The 21,515-nt window shown below is 64.9% G+C and carries 25 protein-coding genes; 18 read left to right on the top strand and 7 right to left on the bottom strand.

What is annotated here, in order from left to right:
- Nucleotides 1-11: 11 nt before the first annotated feature.
- From J2X44_RS02785 to J2X44_RS02765, 5 genes are all read left to right on the top strand, one after another.
- Nucleotides 12-806, top strand: a complete 795-nt coding sequence (locus J2X44_RS02785) for a VOC family protein (protein WP_310087744.1) — start codon at nucleotides 12-14, stop codon at nucleotides 804-806.
- A gap of 37 nt (nucleotides 807-843) precedes the next feature.
- The gene (locus tag J2X44_RS02780; RefSeq protein ID WP_310087743.1) at nucleotides 844-1,332 is read left to right on the top strand and encodes a VOC family protein; all 489 of its coding nucleotides are present in this window, start codon (nucleotides 844-846) and stop codon (nucleotides 1,330-1,332) included.
- A gap of 3 nt (nucleotides 1,333-1,335) precedes the next feature.
- Nucleotides 1,336-1,995, top strand: coding sequence for a glutathione S-transferase family protein (locus J2X44_RS02775; protein WP_310087742.1), 660 nt, complete (start codon nucleotides 1,336-1,338; stop codon nucleotides 1,993-1,995).
- Nucleotides 1,996-2,013: 18 nt separating this feature from the next.
- The gene (locus J2X44_RS02770) at nucleotides 2,014-2,487 is read left to right on the top strand and encodes an SRPBCC domain-containing protein (protein ID WP_310087741.1); all 474 of its coding nucleotides are present in this window, start codon (nucleotides 2,014-2,016) and stop codon (nucleotides 2,485-2,487) included.
- 108 nt (nucleotides 2,488-2,595) lie between these two features.
- On the top strand, nucleotides 2,596-3,399 hold the full coding sequence (locus J2X44_RS02765) for an alpha/beta hydrolase (RefSeq protein ID WP_310249186.1): 804 nt from the start codon (nucleotides 2,596-2,598) through the stop codon (nucleotides 3,397-3,399).
- A 27-nt stretch (nucleotides 3,400-3,426) separates the two neighbouring features.
- Here the strand turns inward: J2X44_RS02765 and J2X44_RS02760 are convergent, their stop codons facing one another.
- Nucleotides 3,427-3,561 carry an Entericidin EcnA/B family protein gene (locus J2X44_RS02760; RefSeq protein ID WP_120215071.1) on the bottom strand — a complete coding sequence of 45 codons (135 nt, stop codon included), beginning with the start codon at nucleotides 3,559-3,561 and terminating at the stop codon, nucleotides 3,427-3,429.
- 204 nt (nucleotides 3,562-3,765) lie between these two features.
- On the opposite strand from J2X44_RS02760, the gene J2X44_RS02755 reads away from it, so the two are divergent.
- From J2X44_RS02755 to J2X44_RS02725, 7 genes are all read left to right on the top strand, one after another.
- Nucleotides 3,766-4,077, top strand: coding sequence for a hypothetical protein (locus J2X44_RS02755; protein WP_310087739.1), 312 nt, complete (start codon nucleotides 3,766-3,768; stop codon nucleotides 4,075-4,077).
- Between the two features lie 128 nt (nucleotides 4,078-4,205).
- Nucleotides 4,206-4,340, top strand: a complete 135-nt coding sequence (gene rpmH / locus J2X44_RS02750; protein ID WP_039570342.1) for a 50S ribosomal protein L34 — start codon at nucleotides 4,206-4,208, stop codon at nucleotides 4,338-4,340.
- Between the two features lie 29 nt (nucleotides 4,341-4,369).
- Nucleotides 4,370-4,708, top strand: a complete 339-nt coding sequence (gene rnpA, locus J2X44_RS02745; protein WP_310087738.1) for a ribonuclease P protein component — start codon at nucleotides 4,370-4,372, stop codon at nucleotides 4,706-4,708.
- Nucleotides 4,709-4,847: 139 nt separating this feature from the next.
- Nucleotides 4,848-5,060 carry a membrane protein insertion efficiency factor YidD gene (gene yidD, locus J2X44_RS02740; RefSeq protein ID WP_120215070.1) on the top strand — a complete coding sequence of 71 codons (213 nt, stop codon included), beginning with the start codon at nucleotides 4,848-4,850 and terminating at the stop codon, nucleotides 5,058-5,060.
- A 44-nt stretch (nucleotides 5,061-5,104) separates the two neighbouring features.
- A complete protein-coding gene (gene yidC, locus J2X44_RS02735; protein WP_310087737.1) occupies nucleotides 5,105-6,859 on the top strand; it encodes a membrane protein insertase YidC in 1,755 nt (584 codons plus the stop codon).
- Nucleotides 6,856-7,515, top strand: coding sequence for a ribosome biogenesis GTP-binding protein YihA/YsxC (gene yihA, locus J2X44_RS02730; protein WP_310087736.1), 660 nt, complete (start codon nucleotides 6,856-6,858; stop codon nucleotides 7,513-7,515). Before yidC ends, yihA begins: the two co-directional genes overlap by 4 nt.
- A gap of 175 nt (nucleotides 7,516-7,690) precedes the next feature.
- Nucleotides 7,691-8,362, top strand: a complete 672-nt coding sequence (locus J2X44_RS02725; protein ID WP_310087735.1) for a glutathione S-transferase family protein — start codon at nucleotides 7,691-7,693, stop codon at nucleotides 8,360-8,362.
- 322 nt (nucleotides 8,363-8,684) lie between these two features.
- On the opposite strand, the gene J2X44_RS02720 is transcribed toward J2X44_RS02725, so the two are convergent.
- Nucleotides 8,685-9,152 (bottom strand): cupin domain-containing protein, encoded by a 468-nt coding sequence (locus J2X44_RS02720; protein ID WP_310087734.1) that lies wholly within the window; start codon nucleotides 9,150-9,152, stop codon nucleotides 8,685-8,687.
- A 104-nt stretch (nucleotides 9,153-9,256) separates the two neighbouring features.
- Here J2X44_RS02720 and dapE point away from each other — a divergent pair, with 104 nt between their 5' ends.
- Nucleotides 9,257-10,390 carry a succinyl-diaminopimelate desuccinylase gene (dapE, locus tag J2X44_RS02715; protein WP_310087733.1) on the top strand — a complete coding sequence of 378 codons (1,134 nt, stop codon included), beginning with the start codon at nucleotides 9,257-9,259 and terminating at the stop codon, nucleotides 10,388-10,390.
- Here dapE and J2X44_RS02710 read toward each other — a convergent pair.
- From J2X44_RS02710 to J2X44_RS02700, 3 genes are all read right to left on the bottom strand, one after another.
- On the bottom strand, nucleotides 10,387-10,962 hold the full coding sequence (locus J2X44_RS02710; RefSeq protein WP_310087732.1) for a Smr/MutS family protein: 576 nt from the start codon (nucleotides 10,960-10,962) through the stop codon (nucleotides 10,387-10,389). The genes dapE and J2X44_RS02710 overlap by 4 nt on opposite strands.
- A gap of 7 nt (nucleotides 10,963-10,969) precedes the next feature.
- Nucleotides 10,970-12,244, bottom strand: a complete 1,275-nt coding sequence (locus J2X44_RS02705) for a murein transglycosylase A (RefSeq protein ID WP_405053389.1) — start codon at nucleotides 12,242-12,244, stop codon at nucleotides 10,970-10,972.
- Between the two features lie 71 nt (nucleotides 12,245-12,315).
- On the bottom strand, nucleotides 12,316-13,023 hold the full coding sequence (locus tag J2X44_RS02700) for a Tim44/TimA family putative adaptor protein (RefSeq protein WP_310087730.1): 708 nt from the start codon (nucleotides 13,021-13,023) through the stop codon (nucleotides 12,316-12,318).
- A 205-nt stretch (nucleotides 13,024-13,228) separates the two neighbouring features.
- Here J2X44_RS02700 and secB point away from each other — a divergent pair, with 205 nt between their 5' ends.
- The 4 genes from secB (at nucleotide 13,229) to J2X44_RS02680 (ending at nucleotide 17,237) form a co-directional block, all read left to right on the top strand.
- Nucleotides 13,229-13,747, top strand: a complete 519-nt coding sequence (gene secB, locus J2X44_RS02695; RefSeq protein ID WP_310087729.1) for a protein-export chaperone SecB — start codon at nucleotides 13,229-13,231, stop codon at nucleotides 13,745-13,747.
- Between the two features lie 27 nt (nucleotides 13,748-13,774).
- Nucleotides 13,775-15,352 (top strand): murein biosynthesis integral membrane protein MurJ, encoded by a 1,578-nt coding sequence (gene murJ / locus J2X44_RS02690; protein ID WP_310087728.1) that lies wholly within the window; start codon nucleotides 13,775-13,777, stop codon nucleotides 15,350-15,352.
- Between the two features lie 21 nt (nucleotides 15,353-15,373).
- The gene (gene trpS, locus J2X44_RS02685) at nucleotides 15,374-16,372 is read left to right on the top strand and encodes a tryptophan--tRNA ligase (RefSeq protein ID WP_310087727.1); all 999 of its coding nucleotides are present in this window, start codon (nucleotides 15,374-15,376) and stop codon (nucleotides 16,370-16,372) included.
- A gap of 154 nt (nucleotides 16,373-16,526) precedes the next feature.
- Nucleotides 16,527-17,237: a DUF4136 domain-containing protein gene (locus J2X44_RS02680; protein ID WP_405053337.1), complete on the top strand. Its 711-nt coding sequence runs from the start codon at nucleotides 16,527-16,529 to the stop codon at nucleotides 17,235-17,237.
- Nucleotides 17,238-17,524: 287 nt separating this feature from the next.
- Here the strand turns inward: J2X44_RS02680 and dnaA are convergent, their stop codons facing one another.
- Nucleotides 17,525-18,883 (bottom strand): chromosomal replication initiator protein DnaA, encoded by a 1,359-nt coding sequence (gene dnaA, locus J2X44_RS02675; RefSeq protein WP_310088316.1) that lies wholly within the window; start codon nucleotides 18,881-18,883, stop codon nucleotides 17,525-17,527.
- Nucleotides 18,884-19,396: 513 nt separating this feature from the next.
- Entirely contained in the window at nucleotides 19,397-19,660 is a 264-nt protein-coding gene (gene rpsT, locus J2X44_RS02670) for a 30S ribosomal protein S20 (RefSeq protein ID WP_310087726.1), read from the bottom strand.
- 435 nt (nucleotides 19,661-20,095) lie between these two features.
- Here rpsT and J2X44_RS02665 point away from each other — a divergent pair, with 435 nt between their 5' ends.
- Entirely contained in the window at nucleotides 20,096-21,469 is a 1,374-nt protein-coding gene (locus J2X44_RS02665) for a M20/M25/M40 family metallo-hydrolase (RefSeq protein WP_310087725.1), read from the top strand.
- Nucleotides 21,470-21,515: the final 46 nt, after the last annotated feature.

Genomic DNA, 21,515 nt, shown 5'->3' with positions numbered 1-21,515 from the left:
GGAGAGAGACGATGAGCAACCCCGCCAACTTCATCTGGTACGAGCTGATGACCAGCGATCCAGGCGGTGCCGCATCCTTTTACGGCGCGGTGGTCGGCTGGACGATCGCGAGCCACGCCGACCCCGCGGCCGGTGCCATGGATTATCGGATGATCGGGCGCAGCGACGGCGGCAACGCCGGGGGCGTGCTGGCGCTGAACGCCGATATGCTGGCAGGCGGGGCGCGGCCCGGCTGGTTCGGCTATCTCGAGGTGACCGATGTCGATGCGGCGCTGGCCGCAATCACCGCCGACGGTGGCGCGGTGCAGATGCCCGCGACCGACCTGCCCGTGGGCCGCATCGCGATGGTCACCGATCCACAGGGGGCGCCCTTCTATATCATGGCGCCGATCGCGCCGCCGGGCATGGAGGGCATGGCAAGCGACGTATTTTCGGTCACCGAAGCGCAGCATATGCGCTGGAACGAGCTGGCGACGTCCGACCCCGACGCCGCGGTCGCCTTTTACCGGAAGCATTTCGGCTGGCAGCAGCACGGCGAGATGCCGATGGGCGAACTAGGCGCCTATCGTTTCATCCAGCGCGGCGACGTCGGGCTGGGCGCGGTGATGCCGCTGATGACCGGCTATCCGGCACCGGTGTGGAATTTCTATATCGGGGTCGATGACATCGACCGCGCCCACGCCGCAGTGACCGCGAATGGCGGCAACGTCACCAGCGAACCGATGGAAATCCCCGGCGGCGAATTTGCGATGAATGCCATCGATCCGCAGGGCGCCGCAGTCGGCTTTGTCGGGCCGCGACAATGAGCGGGCCAACGCGAAACGGGATGAGAGGAAACGGACGATGAGCAGCAACAGCACCCCGGTCAGCCTGTGCCTGTGGTACGACAAGGACGCCGAAGACGCGGCCAAATTCTATGCCGTGACCTTCCCCGACAGCCATGTCGGTGCGGTCCATCATGCGCCGAGCGATTTTCCGGGCGGCAAAGCGGGCGACGCGCTGACCGTCGAGTTCACCGTGTTGGGCGTTCCGTGCGTCGGGCTCAACGGCGGGCCGATATTTCCGCACAGCGAAGCCTTCTCGTTTCAGGTTCATACCGACACCCAAGAAGAAACCGACCGATACTGGAACGCGATCGTCGACAACGGCGGCGCGACCAGCGCCTGCGGCTGGTGTAAGGACAAATGGGGCCTGAATTGGCAGATCACCCCGCGGGTGCTGACCGATGCGATGGCGCACCCCGACCCGGCGGTGGCCAAGCGCGCGTTCGAGGCGATGATGACGATGACCAAGATCGACGTCGCCGCCATCGAAGCTGCGGTGAAGGGTTGAGCGATGCTGATTTTCTATGGCCACCCCTTTTCGTCCTACGCGTGGAAGGCACTGATCGCGCTGTATGAAAAGGACATCGAATTCGACTATCGCGCACTCGAAAACGAAGCGCCTTTTACCCATTACGAAGAATTGAAAGCCCATTGGCCGGTCGGGCAATTCCCGCTGATCGTCCACGACGGGCGCCCGCGGTTCGAATCCAGCATCATCATCGAATATCTCGATCAGCTGCGCGCTGAACCCCGCCTGATCCCCGCCGACCCGCAGGCGGCGCTGACCATCCGGTTTCTCGACCGGATATTCGACAACCACTTCCAGGCGCGTTTTCAGGCGGTGGTCGCCGAGCATCTGCCCTTTATCACCGAAACCCCCGACCCGGTCCGCATCGCGCGCGCCCGCGACCTGCTTGAGAAAGCCTATGGCTGGCTCGAAACGCAGCTGCCGGGCGATGGCTGGGCGACCCCGCATGGCTTTTCGCTGGCCGACTGTTCGGCGGCGCCCGCGCTGTTCTATGCCGACTGGGTCCATCCGATCGACGCCCGCTATCCGCGGGTGCGGGCCTATCGCGCCCGCCTGCTCGCACGGCCGAGCGTATCGCGATGCATTGAGGAAGCTCGCCCGTACCGCAGCTTTTTCCCGCTCGACGTGTCGGGCCGCGACTGATTGTTAAAGGAGTTTATGATGACCGCAACCACTGACAATGGCTGGGCGCTGACGATCACCCGGCATATCGCCGCGCCGCCTGAAAAAGTGTGGCATATGTTGACCGAGCGCCAAGCCGAATGGTGGTGCCCGGTGCCATGGCGCGCCGAATTTTTGGTCCAGGAATGGCGCGCCGGCGGCCGCACCAGCGTTGTCATGCACGGCCCCGACGGCGAGCAGCATCCGCACGAGGGCATTTTTCTGGAGGTGACGCCGGGCGTGCGCTTTGTATCGACCGACGCCTTCACCATCGGCGCCGACGGGCAATATATGCCTGCCGCGCCATTCATGGTCGGATGCTGGGAAATCGCCGCCGAAGACGGCGGCACCCGCTATACCGCCACCGCGCGCCATTGGGACGAGGAAGCGGCACGGCGCCACGCCGAAATGGGTTTCGAGGACGGGTGGGGCGCATGCGCCGACCAGCTCGCCGCGTTATGCGAGCAGGACTGAGCGCGCAGGACCAAGAACCGGGCCGGTCGTCCCATAACGGGGTTAATGGCGCGCTGACCGCGCCGATTGACGCCTTGATAGGCGCGCGTGCGCGAGAGCCGGGGCATGATGTCGCCAACCGCTCTCGTCCGCAGCTTTTTCATCGCGCTTTGCGCGGCGGTGCTGGCGTTCGCCCCGGCGCACGCGCAGCAGGGCTTTACCGTCACCACGACGGTAAGTTGGACGTGGGACGACGCGGGGGACGGCGGCAGCGACGTCGCATTTGATGACGAAGCCGATGACACGGCGATCGACGAAGATGCCGCGCTGCTCGATGACGAAGGGCTGGCCGACGACGCCGACATGGCGGCAACCCGTCGTTATGCGCCCGCCGCGACACTGGCGACGCTGGGCCGGGCCAAGGCGCATTACGGTCCCTTTGCGGTAATCGATGCCGCTACCGTCCGCATGGCGGGCGACGTGACATCGGCAACACCGCGCCAGTTCGCCGCGATGCTCGCAGCCCATCCCGGCCTCAAGCGCCTCGAAATGATCGACTGCCCCGGCAGCCTCGACGAGGAAGCCAATCTGATTCTCGCACGCGCGATCCGCCGCGCGGGGCTGGAAACCGTCGTCCCGAGTGGCGGTTCGGTGCGGTCGGGCGCGGTCGAGCTTTGGCTCGCCGGAATCACCCGCCGTGCCGCTGCGGATGCCGAATTCGGGGTCCATAGCTGGGCCGACGACACCGGGCGCGAGGCCAATGATTATGCCGCCGGCGACCCGGTCCACGCGGAATATCTCGGCTATTACCGCGAAATGGGAATGGACGAAGCAAAGGCGCGCAGCTTTTACGCGCTCACCAACGCGACGCCATTCGACCAAGTGCGCTATCTGAACCGCGACGATATGGCGCGGTTCGTCGCGCTCAACTGATCATCATTGGTCGGGCGTTGCTAGCGCCTAGCAGTTGCCCTGAACACCATCGGCACAGTCGCCGACCGATTCAACGTCCTTTGCTGCGCCGTCAACGGTATTGCACGCAGACAGGAAAAACATCGACCCGCTGATCGCAAAAATCGTCAGAAGCTTTTTCATTCTCTCTCTCCGACACGAGGGCCAACTGCCCTCCAATTTCGATATTTTCGGCAACGGTGGTGTGAATAGATCGTTCCTTTGCGTCGGTGGTACGCTGGCCGAAGCGTTGCAAAAGACCGCTGGGCCGGGGCGAATGCGGGGGTCGCTGCCTCGCCCAGCTGTTTTAGTCTTGCCGTACGGCGCTGTCCTACCCACATCGCCCCTATGGCAAAGCGCAGCCTTTACCAGCGATTGCGATCGACCGCGCAGGTGCGGCTGGCCCTGTTCGGGCTGGGCGCCGTGCTGATCGCGCTATCGCCGATCGTCGGGGTGCTGCCCGGTCCGGGCTTTCTGATCCTGTTCCCCGTCGGGCTGATGCTGTGCCTGCAGAACAGCGCGTGGGCGAAGCGCATCTATGTGCGGTTCAAGCGCCGCCACCCGCGCTATGCCGCCTGGACCGACCGCGTGATGCGGCGGACCAGCGCAGCGCGGCGGCGCGAGCGGGAAGCGCTGGAAAACCGTGACCATGTCGTTTGATCGCCGAACGCGATCAGGGCCGATTGACTTTGCCCCGACTCTCGCTTATCCGCGCCTTCATCAGTGGCCGCCCACGTTTGGCGGCCCTTTTCTGTTAGAGCCTTGCAAGAGATTTAGGGACAACCGCGATGAAGCGTACCTTTCAACCGAGCAACCTCGTGCGCGCCCGTCGCCACGGTTTCCGCGCCCGCAAGGCGACGGTCGGCGGTCGCAAGATTCTCGCCAACCGCCGTGCCCAGGGCCGCAAGAAGCTGTCGGCCTGACCGCTGACGCTTCTGCGCCAGTAAAGCTGGTGCGAACGCTTTCAAAACGCAGCGAATTTCTAGCCGCCAACCGCGGCCTTCGCTTTCCTATGCCCGGCTTTGTCCTGCTCGTCCGCCAGCGCGGCGACGCCGATGACGCGATCGGCATCGGCTATACCGTCAGCAAGAAAGTCGGCAACGCCGTCACCCGCAACCGGATGAAGCGCCGGCTGCGCGAATTGTGCCGCGCGGCGCTGCCCGAATCGGGGATTGCCGGCGCCGACCATGTGCTGATCGGGCGCCCCGGGGGCAACGACATCGTCTTTGCGGAGCTAGGCGAGCAGCTCGATTCGGCGCTGACGCGCGCGGCGAAGAAATTGGCGCGATGACGCTGCACCCCCTCCTTCGTCACCCCAGACTTGATCCGGGGTCCATGCGGCGCCGTTGGCAATGGACCCCGGATCAAGTCCGGGGTGACGAAATGGGAAGAATCGCGAGTAAACTTCGGCAGTTTTCCGGGCTTCCGGCATGATCGCCAAATTGCTCATCCTGATCGCGCGCGGGTGGCAGCTCGGCCCCTCGCGCCTGCTCCCCCCCACCTGCCGCTACTCGCCCTCGTGCAGCGCCTATGCGATCACGGCGCTGTCGCGCCATGGTGCGATCAAGGGTGGCTGGCTCGCGACAAAGCGGCTATTGCGCTGCCATCCTTGGGGCGGCCACGGCCACGACCCCGTTCCCTGAACGGTATTCCCCGACATTTTTGAGACGAAGAGAGACCAAGCAGCGTGGACGACAAGCGTAACCTGATCGCGGCAATTTTATTGTCGGTGGCCATCCTGCTGGGCTGGAACTTCGTCTCGGCGCAGTTTTTCCCGACCCCCGCCAAGCCCGATGTGACGACGACTGTCGCAGGCGCCAATGGCACCCCCGCCACGACCCCCGCGGCGCAGGGCCAGCCGAGCGCGTTGCCCACTGCTACCGCGCCCGCCACCACGGCAGCGCAGGCGATCCGCCCGGTCGAGGCGGCGCTGGCCGAGGGCAACCGGGTGCCGATCGAAACCCCCGCGCTGGCGGGTTCGATCAACCTGGTCGGGGCACGCATCGACGACATCACGCTGACCAAATATCGCCAGACGATCGCCAAGGATTCGCCGCCGGTTCGCCTGTTCGCGCCGGGCGGCACCAAGGCCGCCTATTTCGCCAGCATCGGCTGGGCGGCGCAGGGCGTTCAGGTGCCGGGGCCGACGACACTGTGGACCGCGACCGGCGCCAAGCTGACCCCGACGACCCCGGTGGCGCTGAGCTGGGCCAATGGCACCGGCCAGACGTTCCGCATCGAATATAGCATCGACGCCAATTATCTGATCACCGCGAAACAGACGATCGCCAACACCGGCACCACGCCGGTGAGCGCGAGCAGCTTTGCGCTGATCGACCGCCTCGGCAAGCCGACCGACCCGCATGAGGTCGACAGCTGGACGATCCATGTCGGACCAACCGGCTATCTCGACGGCAAGTCGGTGTTCGACACGGATTACGAGGATCTGGAGGAAGCGCCGAACCGCACCGTGCGTTATAATTCGGCAGGCTGGCTGGGCTTTACCGACAAATATTGGCTCGCGGCGGTCGTTCCCGCCAAGGGCGAGCGGGTGACCGCGGCGATCAGTTCGCCGAGCGCCAACAATTACCAGACGCTGTTCGCGCGCGATTTCGCGCAGGTCGCCCCCGGCCAGCAGATCACGACCACCAGCCGCATCTTTGCCGGTGCCAAGGAAGTCGAGATCCTGGAGAATTATCAGGACAAGCTGGGCATTACCCGCCTGTCGAACGCGATCGATTGGGGCTGGTTCGAATTTTTTGCGGTGCCGATCTTCAAGCTGCTCCACTGGCTGTTCCTGCAGGTCGGCAATTTCGGCGTCGCGATCATGGCGCTGACGCTGATCATCCGCTTGCTGATGTTCCCAATCGCCAACCGGCAATTTTCGTCGATGGCGCAGATGCGCGTCGTGCAGCCGAAGATGAAGGCGCTGCAGGAACGCTTCAAGGACGACAAGCCCAAGATGCAGCAGGAGCTGATGAAGCTCTATAAGGACGAAAAGATCAATCCGCTGGCGGGCTGTCTGCCGATCCTGATCCAGATCCCGATCTTTTACGCGCTGTACAAGGTGCTGATGCTGGCGATCGAAATGCGTCACCAGCCGTTCATCCTGTGGATCAAGGATCTGTCGGCGCCCGATCCGCTGCACATCCTGAACCTGTTCGGCCTCTTGCCCTTCACCCCGCCGTCGATCCTGGCGATCGGCGTCCTCGCGGTCATCCTGGGCATCACCATGTGGGCGCAGTTCCGCCTGAACCCGCAAGCGACCGATCCGGTCCAGCAACAGGTGTTCAAGATCATGCCGTGGCTGTTCATGTTCATCATGGCGCCGTTCGCGGCGGGCCTGCTGCTCTACTGGATCACCAACAACATCCTGTCGATCGGCCAGCAGCAGTGGATGTACCGCAAGTTCCCGGCGTTGAAGGCGCAGGCGGCGACGTGAGCGATAGCGACCTTGAACCCGGCGCCGACCCCGAACGGGCGGAACGCGCGCGCAAGCTGTTTTCGGGACCGATCACCTTCCTGAAATCGGCGCCGGCGCTCCAGCATCTGCCCGACCCGACGATGCCCGAAATCGCCTTTGCGGGGCGCTCGAACGTCGGCAAATCGTCGCTGCTCAACGCGCTGACCAACCGCAACGGCCTCGCGCGCACGTCGGTGACCCCGGGGCGGACGCAGGAGCTCAACTATTTCGACGTCGGCGAACCGCTCGTGTTCCGGCTGGTCGATATGCCCGGCTATGGCTTTGCCAAGGCGCCCAAGGATGTCGTCAGGAAATGGCGCTTCCTGATCAACGATTATTTGCGCGGGCGCGCGGTACTGAAACGCACGCTCGTGCTGATCGACAGCCGCCACGGGATCAAGGACGTCGACCGCGAGTTCATCGAAATGCTCGACACCGCCGCGGTCAGCTATCGGCTGGTGCTGACCAAGGCCGACAAGATCAAGGCGAGCGAGCTGGCCGCGGTTCATGCCGCGTCACAGGCCGAAGCCCGCAAGCACCCCGCCGCGCACCCCGAGGTGATCGTGACCAGCAGCGAAAAGGGCATGGGGATCGCCGAACTGCGCACCGCGGTGCTGGAGGCGGTGGAAATCTAATAATCCTCTCCCCTTGGGGGAGAGGATAGTGGAGGTTGCGGACTTGTCCGTTACCGAAACTTGGTGAGGGCTGTGGCCGCAAAGGTTGACACCCCTCACCCAGCTTCGGCTAGGCAGCAAGCTGCCAAGCCTGCACAACCCTCTCCCCCAAGGGGAGAGGGGTTAGGGAGACCCCATGAAACTGTTCATCGGCAACAAGGCCTATTCCAGCTGGAGCCTGCGCGGCTGGCTCGCCGCCAAGCATAGCGGCCTGTCGTTCGAGGAAATCACCGTTCCGCTGTATGACGAGGCCTGGAACCAGCGCCGCGAAGGCGACGAGTTCGCGCCCTCGGGCGGCAAGGTGCCGATCCTGTGGGACGGCGACGACATCGTCGTCTGGGACAGCCTGGCGATCGTCGATTACCTCAACGAAAAGACCGGCGGGAAGCGCGGATACTGGCCCGACGAAATGGCGGCACGCGCCATGGCGCGGTCAATGGCGGCCGAAATGCATTCGGGCTTTGCGGCGCTGCGGCGTAATCACAGCATGAACATCCGCCGCATCTACCCCGCCGCGCCGCTGCTTCCCGAGGTGCAGGCCGATGTCGTCCGCATCCTGCAAATCTGGGCCGAAGCGCGGGCGCGGTTCGGCAGCGAAGGCGATTATCTGTTCGGCGACTGGTCCGCCGCCGATATCATGTTCGCCCCGGTCGTCTCGCGCTTCATCACTTATTCAATCCCGCTGCCACCCTTTGCCCTTGCCTATATGCAGGCGGTGATCAGCCATCCGTGCATGCAGGAATGGATCGGCGGCGCACAGGCCGAAGATTGGGTGATCGAGAAGTTCGAGGGGCCGGAGCAGGGGTAGGGCGCGTCGGTTAGCGATCGGTTGTGGTTGTCAGTCTGTTCGGAGATTCGGGCAGAGGCCGCAGAGAACGCAGAGAGAAAACGTCAACATCTCCGCGTTCTCTGCGGCCTCTGCGCGAAATTCTTAAAGGGCGGCCTTCAACCGATTGTGGACATGGTCTCCCCTCCCGCAGACGGGAGGGGTCGGGGGTGGGCAGCGACGTTGCAAAGGCCCACCCCGCTGCGACTAACGAACAAGTTCGTAAGTCTCGCTGCCCCTCCCGCTTGCGGGAGGGGAGGTTAAGCCAATGACCGCTCACCACCCCAAAACCGAACTTGGGCGCTCACGGAATCCGCTTCGTCGGATACGGCGTACCGTCCTTGCGGAAATACCCGTCCGGACCAAACAACATGTCGATGTCCGAATAACCGCCCCCGGTGTCATATTTCTTGCCGCCGCCCAGCGCGACGAACACGCAGTCGGCGTCCGATTCGTTGACCAGATGATGCCCGTTGGTGCTGCCCTTCGGCCACACCGCGATGTCGCCGGGCCGCATGGCGTGTCGGCCGTCATCCTCGATCAGCACCGCCTCGCCCGAAATCATCACCAGCATCTCGTCCTCGCCGTCGTGCCAGTGGCGCTGCGACGACCAGGCGCCGGGTTTCAGCACGACATGGCTGGCGGCGAAATCACTGAGCCCGGTCGCGGGGGCCAGCCGGCGATACCAGCGGCCCTGGACCGGAGCGTCGTAAGGTGCGGGATAACCGGTGGTGTTGGTTTGCGGAATCGCGGCGAGGTCGAGTTTGGGCATGGCAGTCCTCCGCCACCTTCTTGCCGTTCGCATCGAGCGAAGTCGAGATGCGTGGACGCCAACGTGTCTCGACTTCGCTCGACACGAACGGGTAAGAGGACGGGATGACCCACAGCATTGACCCCGTCGAACTGGCCCAAGCGCTGATCGCCGCGCCCTCCGTCACGCCCGCCACCGGTGCGGTGTTCGATGTGCTGGAAGCGGCGCTGGTGCCGCTGGGCTTTACCGTCGAGCGGTTCATCGACGGGATCGAACCCGACGGGCCGGTCGAAAATCTGCTCGCGGTGCGGCAGGGGAGCGGCCCCGTGCATTTCGGCTTTGCCGGGCATCTCGACGTCGTGCCGCCGGGGGTTGGCTGGACGGGGGACGCCTTTGCCCCCGAAGTTCGCGGCGACCTGCTCTATGGCCGCGGCGCGGTCGACATGAAGGGATCGATCGCGGCCTTTGTCGCCGCCGCCGCCGCGACCCCGGTCGATGCCGGGACGATCAGCCTGATCATCACCGGCGACGAGGAAGGCCCGGCGATTTTCGGCACCCGCGCGCTGATGGAGCATATGGCGGGGCGCGGCATCGTCCCCGACATGATCGTCGTCGGCGAGCCGACGTCCGTCAACAAGCTGGGCGATATGGTGAAGATCGGCCGGCGCGGGTCGGTCAATATCTGGATCGACGTGCCGGGGACGCAGGGGCATGTCGCCTATCCGCACCTCGCCGACAATCCGATCCCCAAGCTGGTGCGGATCATGGCGGCGATCGATGCGGTGGCGCTGGACGACGGCAACGACTGGTTTCAGCCGTCGAACATCGAATTTACCGACATCGAGGTCGGCAATGGCGCGACCAACGTCATCCCGGCATCGGCACGCGCGCGGCTGTCGATCCGTTTCAATGACCAGCACAAGGGTGCCGATCTGGTCGCGATGATCGAACGCGTCGCGCACGACGTCGAACCCGCCGCCAAAGTGCTGGGCAAGATTTCGGGCGAAGCGTTCCTGACCCCGCCTGGCGAACTGTCGGGGCTGGTCGCCGAGGCGATCCATGCCGAGACCGATGTGGTGGCGGAGATGTCGACGACGGGCGGCACGTCGGACGCGCGCTTCCTCCACGCGCTGTGCCCGGTGGTCGAATTCGGGCTGACCAACGCGACGATGCACAAGCTGGACGAAGCGGTGGCGGTGGACGATCTGCACAAGCTGACGGCGATTTACAGAGGCGTGTTGATGCGGGCTTTCCTTTAATCGTCTCTTGCGCGTCGCAAAATCACATAGACGGCGCCTGCCCCGCCATGGCTGACATGCGCCGGGCGCAGCGCGACGATCTGGTCTGCGTGGGGCGAATGGGCGAGCCAGTCGGGGAGCGAGGCGCGGATCGCGCCGCGCGGCCGCGGATCGCCGTGCATTTGCGGTAATCGGTCAGCGCCCGGGCGAAGGCGCCCCGCGACCACGAGCAGCACGCGCGCGCTGCGGATCACGGCGCGGGCGATGGCGTCGTCGAGCAGCGCCTGCGCCGAGACGAGCGTATGCCCGTGGAGGTCGATGCTAAGGTCGGGGCGGACCAGCCCTTTCCGCAGCCGCCGATCCCAATGACCGTCGAGCGTCGCGGCGCTGTGAGTGCGGCGCGGCTGCGGGAGCTTGGCTGCGGGGCGGGCGGGCGCCGCGGGGATGGCGGTGTTACGCAGGGTGGACTGCGGCGGGCGGATCGTCGGCGGGGCCACTGGAGCAAGCGGCGCTTTCGCCTTGGCCAGCGGCTTCACCGTTGCCGCGACCTTTTTCCACAGCGCGTTTTCGTCGGGATCGAGCCGCCGCGCCATCGCGGCGTCAGCGCGCCGGGATCAGCCGCGCGATGCTGGCGCGCGGCAGCAGCAACAGCGCCGAACCGCGCGCCGCCATACCGCCGGCAATCGCGCGCGCATCCTCGCCTGCGCCCCAGAAACTGTCGAAGCGGTTGGCGCCCTTGATCGCGCCGCCGGTGTCCTGCGCGATCCACAACCCATTGGGTTCGGCGCGGTCGAGCGAGAGGAAAACGGGGGCGCCGAGCGGCACATATTTGGGATCTGCGGCGACACTCGCGCGACCCGTCACCGGCAGCCCCATCGCGCCAAGCGGGCCGGGACCGGTCAGCTCGCGGAAAAACACCCAGCTAGGATTTTCGTTCATCACCGCGGCGCCGCGCACCGGATCGGCGCGCAGATAATCGAGGATGCCCTGCATCGACGCCTGCCCGCGCTGCAATTCGCCGCGGTCGAGCAGCAGCTTGCCGATCCCGACATAGCCGCGGCCGTTCTGCGTGTCATAACCGATGCGCATGATGCCGCCGTCGGGCAGGCGCAGGCGGCCAGACCCCTGAACTTGCAGGAAAAAGAATTCGGCGGCGTCGGCGGCATAAGCGATTTCAAGCCCGCGTCCTTCCAGCGCGCCGCTCTCGATCGCGGCGCGGTCGTAATATTGCCCCAGCTTGCTGCCCTCGACGCGGCCGCGGATCGTCTTGCCCTTCAGCTCGTCGGAGAATTGACCAAGATCGACATCGACCAAGTCGGCGGGCCGACGATAGATGGGGACATCGTAACCCGCTCGTTTGGTGCGCGATCCGGCGATTTCGGGTTCATAATAGCCGGTGACGAATGCGGTTCCGGCGCCGACCTGAACCGTGCCGAAATAGCGCGCGAAGAAAGCCGATGCGTCACCGTCGGACCAGTTTTTCGCCGCGTTGCAGCTTTCTGTCCAGTCGGCGCCCTGCGTCAGCCCGCTAACGTCGGCGCGGCGTTGGACCGATGGGCAACTGATGCGGAATGCCGCGAGGGCCGTCACCGCCTGTTGGGCGGTGACGCCAAGGCTGGCGAAGTCGGGACCGGCGATGACGCCGCTGGTCGCCGCGGTCGTTGCGTCCGCCGGGACGGCGGCGGTGGGCAACGCAGCGCGCGGCGTCGCCGGGATCGGGCGGGCGGCCACCCCGCCGGTTTCGGACGGACGCGGCTGATAGGGGCGCGGCGTCGCGCCGGGACGGGTCGGAGTTGGTGCCGGCGCCGACGTGGCGGGCGCCGGGCGGCTGCCCGTGTCGGGGATCACCGACGCGCACCCCGCCAAAAGCGGCAGCGCGGCGATCAAGATGAATCCGAAAGCGCGCGTCCGGCGCGCCCCGGACGACAATATCGTCAGCACCGCAGTCAGGCTGCTTCGATTTCGTCGAGCAGCCAGTTGGGATCGCTGCTGCCGATGCCGCGGCGGAAGGTCCACAGATCGTCGGTCCGCGACGCATCGCTCATCGATCCGGCGATCATCTTGCCATCGGCGTCGCGGGTGACGGCGCTGATGTCCGCCTGATAGCGCACGGTGATGCGCGCTTCGTTGCGATCCATTTCGACCGCGGTGATCTTCGCCGAATCGATGCCGACCAGCCGGTTGTCGAGCTTTTCACCGCGCGCGTCGCGCGCTTCGATCGCTTCGACGAACGCTTCATAGCTATCGTCGTCACACAGGTCGCGCAGCGTCTCGCGATCGCCGCTCCAATAGGCCTCCGAAATCATTCGATACGCGGCCTCGGCGCCCTCCATGAAGCGACCGGCATCAAAACTGCGGTCGCTCGCGAGCAGCTGGCGCAATCCGATTTCGGCGGCAGGTTCGTAGACGAGGCCCGACGTGTCGGCGCCGCCGACACTCGGCGCGGGCGCTTCGCCATCGTCCAGGCGCACCGGCGCGGGCGCCGCCCGATCATCACGGCGCGGCAGCACGGGTTCCTGCTCGTGCCCGGTGCGCTTGCCGAGCACCGAATAGAGCCGCATGCCGAGGAAGGCGGCAATCATGGCGAGCAAGACGATCGAAAAAGCAGTCACGGGCAAAAGTCCAATGCGGGCAATGGAAACATATCGGCCCATACATAAGCGATGCACGGCCAAGTTTCAAACCACCATGGCCCCGGCAACGCAGCAGGTCAACGATTCACCCCGCCCGAACCGCTGCCGCGCGCCCATTGTGCTGGGTGACAGGCGCTGCTAAGCGCCGCCGCAACCGTCTGCCGCGATCCCGACACGGCCCGCGGCGGGGACCCAGTTTCATCCTATCGAGCGAAAGCATATCATCATGGCTGACGAGACCAGCGCCGACATCAACAACCCCGCCCTGCAGCCCAATGGTGAAGACACCAGCCCGGCGATCGGCCTGATTTCGCAGTATGTCAAAGACCTGTCGTTCGAAAACCCGAACGCGCCCGCCGTGTATCAGTGGCAGGAAGCGCCGCAGATCGACGTCCAGTTCAACATTGCCGCCGACGGCGTCGGTGACGGCCTGTTCGAAGTGACGCTGAAGATCGACGTCACGTCAAAGGCTGACGCGGGCACCATGTTCGTGATCGACCTGAAATATGCCGGCCTGTTCGGCGTTCGCAACGTCCCAGAGGACCAGTTGCAGCCGTTTTTTCTGGCCGAAGCGCCGCGCATCCTGTTCCCCTTTGCCCGCCGCGTCGTCGCCGATGCCGTGCGCGATGGCGGTTTCGCGCCGCTGTTGCTGGAGCCGATCGATTTCCACGGCCTGTTCATGCAGCAGGTCCAGCAAGTCGAGGCCGAGCAGGCGGGCGACGTCGCGCCGGTTGGTCAGGCATAATCGCCATCGACGGGGCGGGCTGACGAGGTGAGCAGCCTGGTCAAGAGCGTCGGGACGATCGGCGGGTTGACGATGGTCAGCCGCATTTTCGGATTCGCGCGCGACATGCTGCTCAGCCGTATCCTCGGCGCGGGCGGCATCGCCGATGCATGGCAGCTTGCGTTCCAGCTCCCCAATATCTTTCGCCGCCTGTTCGCCGAGGGCGCCTTTGCCGCCGCGTTCGTCCCGCTGTTCAACCAGCGGATGACGAAGGACGGCGACCATAGCGAAGCGCGCACCTTTGCCGACGCGGTACTCGCGGTGCTGATCCCGATCCTGATCATCTTTTCGGGCCTGTTGCTGGTCGTCATGCCGTGGATCATGCATCTGTTCGCCAGCGAGGCGTTGCGGGCGGATGGCACGAAATTCGACCTTGCGGTCGCGATGGCGCGGATCGCCTTTCCCTATCTGGCCTTCATGAGCATCGCGACGCTGTTCGCGGCGATTCTCAACAGCCTGTCGCGCTTTGCCGCCGCGGCGGCGGCGCCAATCCTGCTCAACATCTGCCTGGTCGCCGCGCTGCTAATCGGCATGGTAACCGGCGACGGCGGCGAGGACGCAAAGGAACGGACCGGGCTGTATCTTGCCATCTCGGTCTCGATCGCCGGATTGTTCCAGCTCGTCTGGCTCTATTTTTGGGTCCGGCGCTCGGGCTTTCAGCCCGCGCTGCACCGCCCGCGGCTGACCCCCGGGGTGCGCGAAATGGGGGTGCTGATCCTGCCCGCGGTGTTCGGCGCCGGGGTCTATCAGATCAGCCGCTTCGTCGATCTGTTCTTCATCGCGATGCTGCCCGACAAGAGCATCACCTATCTGGCGATGGCCGACCGCCTCAACCAGCTGCCGCTGGGTATTATCGGTATCGCGCTCGGCACCGCGATCCTGCCCGCGCTGTCCCGATTCGTGGCGCAGGACGACCGCGACGGCGCCTTTCGCCTGCAAAGCAACGCGGTCGAACTGGCGATGCTGCTGACCGTCCCGGCGGCCGTCGCGCTGTTCATCGCCGGCCCCGCGATCACCAGCGCTTTCTATGTCGGCGGCCAATATAGCCTGGCCGACGGCCTGGCGACCGGCGCCGTGGTCGGCGGGCTGGTCGTCGGCCTGCCGGCCTATGTCCTGGTCAAGGTGCTGGTGCCCAATTTCTTTGCCCGCAAGGATACCCGCACCCCCGTGTGGACCGCGGCGATCTCGCTGGTGATCAACATCGGCCTCAATTTCGCGCTGATCCCGTCGCTGGGGATCGTCGGGCTGGCGCTGGCGGGATCGATCGCAGCATGGTGCAATGTCGCGATGCTTTACGCCATCCTGCATCGCAGCGGCCTGTTCCGCCTGACCGGCCCGGTCGCGGGCCGGATCGCGCGCATCATCCTGGCCGCAGCGGCAATGGCGGCGGCGCTGCGTTTCGCGATCCCGCTGGCCGGCGACGCCTTTGTCGGCGGGGTGTTCGAACGGATCGCTGCGCTGGGCGCGATCGTCGGGCTGGGCGCGCTCATATTCTTTGGTTGCGCCTTCCTGTTCGGCGTGGTCAATCGCGACACCATCGGCCAGCTGCGCCGACGCAAACTCTAAATTTCAGACGGGACGATCGACATGCGGACGCTATCGGGCATCCAGCCCACCGGAAACTTGCATCTGGGCAATTATCTGGGTGCGATCCGCAACTGGGTGCGGATGCAGGACGAGATGCCGGGCGAGAAGCTCTATTTCCTCGCCGACCTGCACGCGATCACTGTTCACAACGACCCCGCCGAGCTTACCGCGAACACGCGCGAGATGGCGGCGGCGCTGATGGCCGCGGGAATCGATCCCGCAAAAGCGATCCTGTTCAATCAAGCGCGCGTGCCCGCCCATGCCGAACTCGGCTGGCTCTTGTTTTGCACCGCGCGGATCGGCTGGCTGAACCGGATGACGCAATTCAAGGAAAAGTCGGGCAAGAACCGCGAGGGCGCGAGCGTCGGGCTTTATGCCTATCCGGTGCTGCAGGCGGCCGACGTGCTGCTGTACCAGACGACGCATGTACCGGTCGGCGACGATCAGAAACAGCATCTGGAACTGGCGCGCGACATTGCGACCAAATTCAACCTCGATACCGGCACCGACACCTTCACCCTGCCCGAACCGACGATCCCTCCCACCGCGGCGCGGATCATGAGCCTGCGCGATGGCAGCGCCAAAATGTCGAAATCGGACCCGAGCGATGCCAGCCGCATCAATCTGGTCGACGATGCCGACACGATCATGGCGAAAATCCGTAAGGCAAAGACCGACGCCGAACCGCTGCCGTCCGAGATTGCCGGGCTGGAGGGCCGTGCCGAAGCGAAAAATCTGGTGTCGATCTATGCCGCAATGGCCGATGAGAGCGTCGACCAGGTGCTTGCGCGCTTCGCCGGACAGGGGTTTGGGGCGTTCAAACCCGCGCTCGGCGAGCTGCTGGTCGAAACGCTGCGCCCGATCGCCACCCGGCTGAACCAGCTCAAGGCCGACCCCGCGGCGATAGACGCGGCGTTGGAGAATGGCGCGGCGCGCGCCGCAGCGCTGGCGCGGCCAACGATCGACTCGGCCTATGCTGCGCTGGGGCTTTGCCGCTAATCGCCTGACCGGGCTTGTTTATTGGCGGCGGCATCCGATATGCTGCATGGAACCAAGGTGCGACGAGCCGGGTTCAACCAAGGTTAAGTCGCGTCGGCGCAGTCATGGTATAAAGCGCCAAGGATGTGCGCCCCCGAATCACGGAGCCAAGACGATGAGCAAGATGAACCTTCGGCACCGCGGCCTTCGCCGTTTGGGACTCGCCGTAATGACCGGCGCCGCGCTGGCGCTCGCCGGCTGCGCGACCCCGTTCAAGGCCGATGTCGCGCGTTTCCAGACCCAGCTGCCCGCGCCGCAGGGCCAGAGCTTCGTCGTCGAGGCCGGCAACCCGGCGCTCGCGGGCGGCATCGAATTCGGCCAATATGCCAATCTGGTGGCGGGCGAGCTCAGTCGCTACGGCTATCGCCCGGCGGCAAATGGCGAACGCGCCGATCTGATCGTGCGGCTGGATTATGGCGTCGACAAGGGGCGCGAGCGTGTCGTGTCGAGCCCCAGCTTTGGCGATCCCTGGTACGGCGGCTATGGCGGTTATGGCCGCGGCTTCTATCGCCCGGTAATCGTCACCGGACGCGGTGGGCGCCGTTATGTCTATGGCTATCGCGACCCGTTCCTGTGGGGCGGTTTCGGCCCCGGCTGGGGCGGCACCGACGTCAGCAGCTACACCGTCTATACCAGCGGGCTGAACCTGCAGATCAACCGCGCCGCCGACGGATCGCGGCTGTTCGAAGGCCAGGCCGAAGCGCAGTCGCGCGACAATAATCTGCAAACGATCGTCCCCAATCTGGTCGAGGCGATGTTCACCGGCTTCCCCGGCAATTCGGGCGAACGGGTGCGGATTACGGTGGCACCGCCCGAAAAGGGCTAGTCCGCCTCTCAGGTAAGAAAAAAGGCCCGCTTTCCAATCCGGACGGCGGGCCTTTTTGTGTCACCACCGCGATGTCGGCTTTCGACCGGAAGCGGGCCTTTAATATCGTCATCCCGGACTTGATCCGGGATCCATCTGCCCTCTTAAGATTACGGCGGCGCAAGGGTCATGGACCCCGGATCAAGTCCGGGGTGACGAGGGTGGGGTATGTTCGCTCCCCACCCCAATGCCGACACTCTAACGCCCTGTGGACAATTCCGGGGATAACCCCGGCATAACCCCGTGGATCAGCTGTTCAAACTGCGCCGGATCGCAGCGATTTCGGCGTCGAGTTCACTGTCGGCGATGCGCAGCGCCTCGACTGTGCGCACCGCGTGGATCACCGTACTATGGTCGCGCCCGCCGAAACGGCGCCCGATTTCGGGATAGGAGCGCGGGGTCAGTTCCTTCGCCAGATACATCGCGACCTGACGCGGGCGGGCGATGGCGCGGACGCGGCGCTTCGACGCCATCTCGCTCTTGTCGAGCCGGTAGTGCGCGCACACCGCGCGCTGAATCTCGTCAATCGTGATTCGCGGCCGCGCCGTGCGGACGTTTTCGGCAAGCCGGTCTTCGGCAAGCCGGAGGTCGACCGTCGTCCCGGTCAGCGCAGCATAAGCGAGCAGCTTGTTCAGCGCGCCTTCGAGCTCGCGGATGTTGCGGGTGAAATGTTTGACCAGATAGGCGACGACATCGTCGGGCACCTCGACCATCGGCATCAGCGCCAGCCGCTGGCGAATGATCCGTTCGCGCAGATCGTCCTCGGGTGCCTCGATGTCGGCGACCAGCCCGCCCGACAGCCGCGACAGCAGCCGCGCCTCGACCCCGTCGAGCATCGCCGGCGGGCGGTCGGCGGTAACCACCAGCCGCTTGCCCGCGGTCATCAGGTCGTCGATCGTGTGAAGCAGTTCTTCCTGCGTCGAATTTTTGCCGATGACGAATTGCAGATCGTCGAGCAGCAGCAGGTCGGCGGCGCGCAGCCGCGCCTTGAACGCCATCATGTCGCCGCCGCGCATCGCGCCGACGAATTCGAGCATGAATTTTTCGGCCGACATCAGGATGATCGTCGCGGTCGGATGCGCCGCGGCATAATCCTGCGCGATCGCCTGAAGCAGGTGGGTCTTGCCTTGGCCGGTGCCCGAGCAGAGATAGAGCGGGTTGAATTGCGGCGCCTCGACCATCGCCATACGGCGCGCGGCATTGGCGGCGAGGATGTTGCTGCGCGCAACAACGAAGCGGTCGAACGACAGCCGCGGATCAAAGGGCGACGGCACGGTGATCGTTGCCGGGACCGGAGTGTCGAAGGTCGGCAGCGGCGGGCTCGCCAAAATCGCGGCGCGCTCGGTCGCCCCGGCGCCACCGCGGACGGTCACGCCGCGCACGGTGGGCAGGTGCTGACGCCACGCCAGTTCGAGCCGGTCGCCAAAGCGTTCGTTGATCCAGTTGGCCGAGAAGCGACTGACGGTTTCGAGCGTCACCACCCCCGACAGCGCGCAATAATCGCCAAAGCGCACGGGTTTCAGCCAATGGTCGAAGGTGCGCACGCCCAGATCGCGGCGCAAGCCTTCGGCAACGCGCGGCCAGAGCGCCGCAGCATCGCCGCTCACCGCCCTGTCCTTTGCGTCATAGCCATCCCAATTCCCGCTGTCCGTCACGCCCGCTCCGCCCCCGCTGATCCCCCTGCCATCAAAACCTTCTCGGCGCCGCCCTACACGCCGAATCGTCGCCTGCGCCGAGGCGCAAACATCCTGCTCAGGACCGAAAGCCCGAAGAAGTGCGAATCATGTCGATGTGGCGGCCACCGGCGAAGGCCGACGACAATCCTGTCTAGTCAGGCCAAACCGAGTCGAGCAAGGGGCGCCGATGTAAAAATACTGAAATAAAAATCTTGACTCGACCGGGGTGCCGGAATCGCGTCAGCATCATATTTTTACTAAATTTTTCAGTGTATTAAGAGATGCTGACCAGCACCATTTCAACGAATCGCCGTAAATCCGTCACTTACCGCGCTGCAACACATTTGCCATCAGCCGGTCACAATCACCGGCACAAAAAAAGACCCGCAGGCAACGCGCCGACGGGTCGATTTTGTTCCCTTTCGGGACAGAGCGCCAGGGCTATCAGCCGATCGCGTTGACGCTCTTTGTCAGGCGCGAGAATTTGCGCGCCACGGTGTTCTTGTGCAGCACGCCCTTGGCCACGCCGCGCGCCATTTCGGGCTGCGCCGCCTTCAGCGCGGTCGCCGCAGCGTCCTTGTCGCCAGCGACGATCGCGTTCTCGACCTTCTTCACCAGCGTGCGGATGCGCGAGACGCGATTCTTGTTCACGGCGGTGCGCGCGGTGTTGCGGCGGATGCGCTTTTTTGCCTGGGGCGTGTTGGCCATAAATTCCTCAGTGTTTCAAACGGTCTAAGTTGGTCGGAGCACAGCATGACCGGAGCAGCCGAGTCGCGCGAAACGTGCGAATCAATGTCCCGATATGGCCGGTTCCGGAATGCCGGACCCTGCTCGAAGGGTGCGCGCATAGCCAGCCTGGCCCTTTTGGTCAATGGCTTTCGATCCGCAATAGGCGGGGAATGTCGGCTTTGGGGCGGGAAGCTGCCCTCATGGACTCGTCACCCCGGATTTGATCCGCGGTCCATGAGGGCATGCGCCGCCCGCTGCTGAGAGGGCGCATGGATCCCGGATCAAGTCCGGGATGACGAAATTAAAGATCCGCAACCGGTCGCGAGCTGTCGTTCGCCCTATCGTGTCCTTTCCGGTTGCAGCGACGACGATTGACGCTTGCCGTCTGCCCCTGACCCGCCATAGTCCGTTGCCATGCGCAACCTTACCGCCCCGCTCGCCCTCGCCGCTGCCATGCTCGCTGCAGCGCCCGTCCATGCCAAACCCGCCGACGCCGAAGCCGCTAAGCAGATCCTGAAGGACAGCATCGCGATCCCGACCGTCGAGGGGCGCGGCAAGGTGCCTGATCTCGCGGCCTATTATGGCGGGGTGCTGAAGGCCGCGGGCTATGCCGACAGCGACATCGAAATCACCCCGATGGGCGACACCGCGACCTTCGCCGCGACGCTGACCGGGACGAGCAAACAAAAGCCGATCGTGCTGCTGGGCCATATGGATGTGGTCGAGGCCGATGCGAAGGACTGGACACGCGACCCCTTCGTGCCGGTTGAGGAGAATGGCTATATTTTCGGCCGCGGGTCGGAGGACAACAAGTTCGACGTATCGATGATGGTCGCCGCGATGGCGCAGCTCAAGAAAGAGGGCTTCAAGCCGAAACGCTCGATCATCCTGCTGCTGTCGGGGGACGAGGAAACCCAGATGCTGACGACGCGCGCCCTTGCCGCAAAGTATAAGGGCGCTGAATTTGCGCTCAACGGCGATGGCGGCGGCGGGACGATCGGCGAGGATGGCAAGCCGCAATATTACGGGCTGCAGGCGGGCGAAAAAACCTACGCCGACTTCACACTGGAGGTCACCAATCCCGGCGGCCACAGCTCGCGCCCGTCGCCGGTCAACGCAATCGTCCAGCTCGCTGCGGCGCTCGAAAAAATCGGCGCCTATAAATTCGCCGCGCAGCAGAACGAGCTGACCAAGATCGGTATGCCGATCGTCGCCGACCAGGTCGGCGGCAATATGGGCGCGGCGCTGAAAGCCTTTGCCGCCGATCCCGAAGATGCCGACGCGATCACCAAGATTCGCGCCGACGCCGAATATGTCGGCCAGATCGGCACCACCTGCGTCCCGACGCTGGTCAAGGGCGGCCATGCCGAAAACGCGCTACCGCAGCGCGCGACCGCGAACATCAATTGCCGCATCTTTCCCGGCGTGCCGGTCGAAAGCGTGCGCGCCGAACTGGAACGCGTGATCGCCGACCCGGGGATCAAGGTGAACACCGACCCCGACGCCAGCGCCAGCGACGCCTCGCCGCTGCGTCCCGACGTGATGGCGGCGGTGACCAAAGCCGTACACGCGCGCGCGCCTGGCTTGCCGATCATCCCGTCGATGAGCGCCGGGGCGACCGACAGCTATCATTTCCGCATCCAGGGCGTGCCGAGCTATGGTGTCGCGGGACTATTCAGCAAGGCGAGCGACAGCTTTGCCCACGGCCTTAACGAACGGGTGCCGGTCGACGCGATTGCGCCCGCGCTGGCGCATTGGGACAGCTTGCTCAGGGATTTGTCGAAGTAAGCGCGCTAATTAGGTCGTCGCCCCCGCGCAGGCGGGGGCAGCTATC

This window comes from Sphingopyxis sp. BE259 (genome assembly GCF_031457495.1).
Lineage (GTDB): Bacteria > Pseudomonadota > Alphaproteobacteria > Sphingomonadales > Sphingomonadaceae > Sphingopyxis.
The sequence above is the reverse complement of the archived record's forward strand: the minus strand, read 5'-3'. Positions and strand labels throughout refer to the sequence as shown.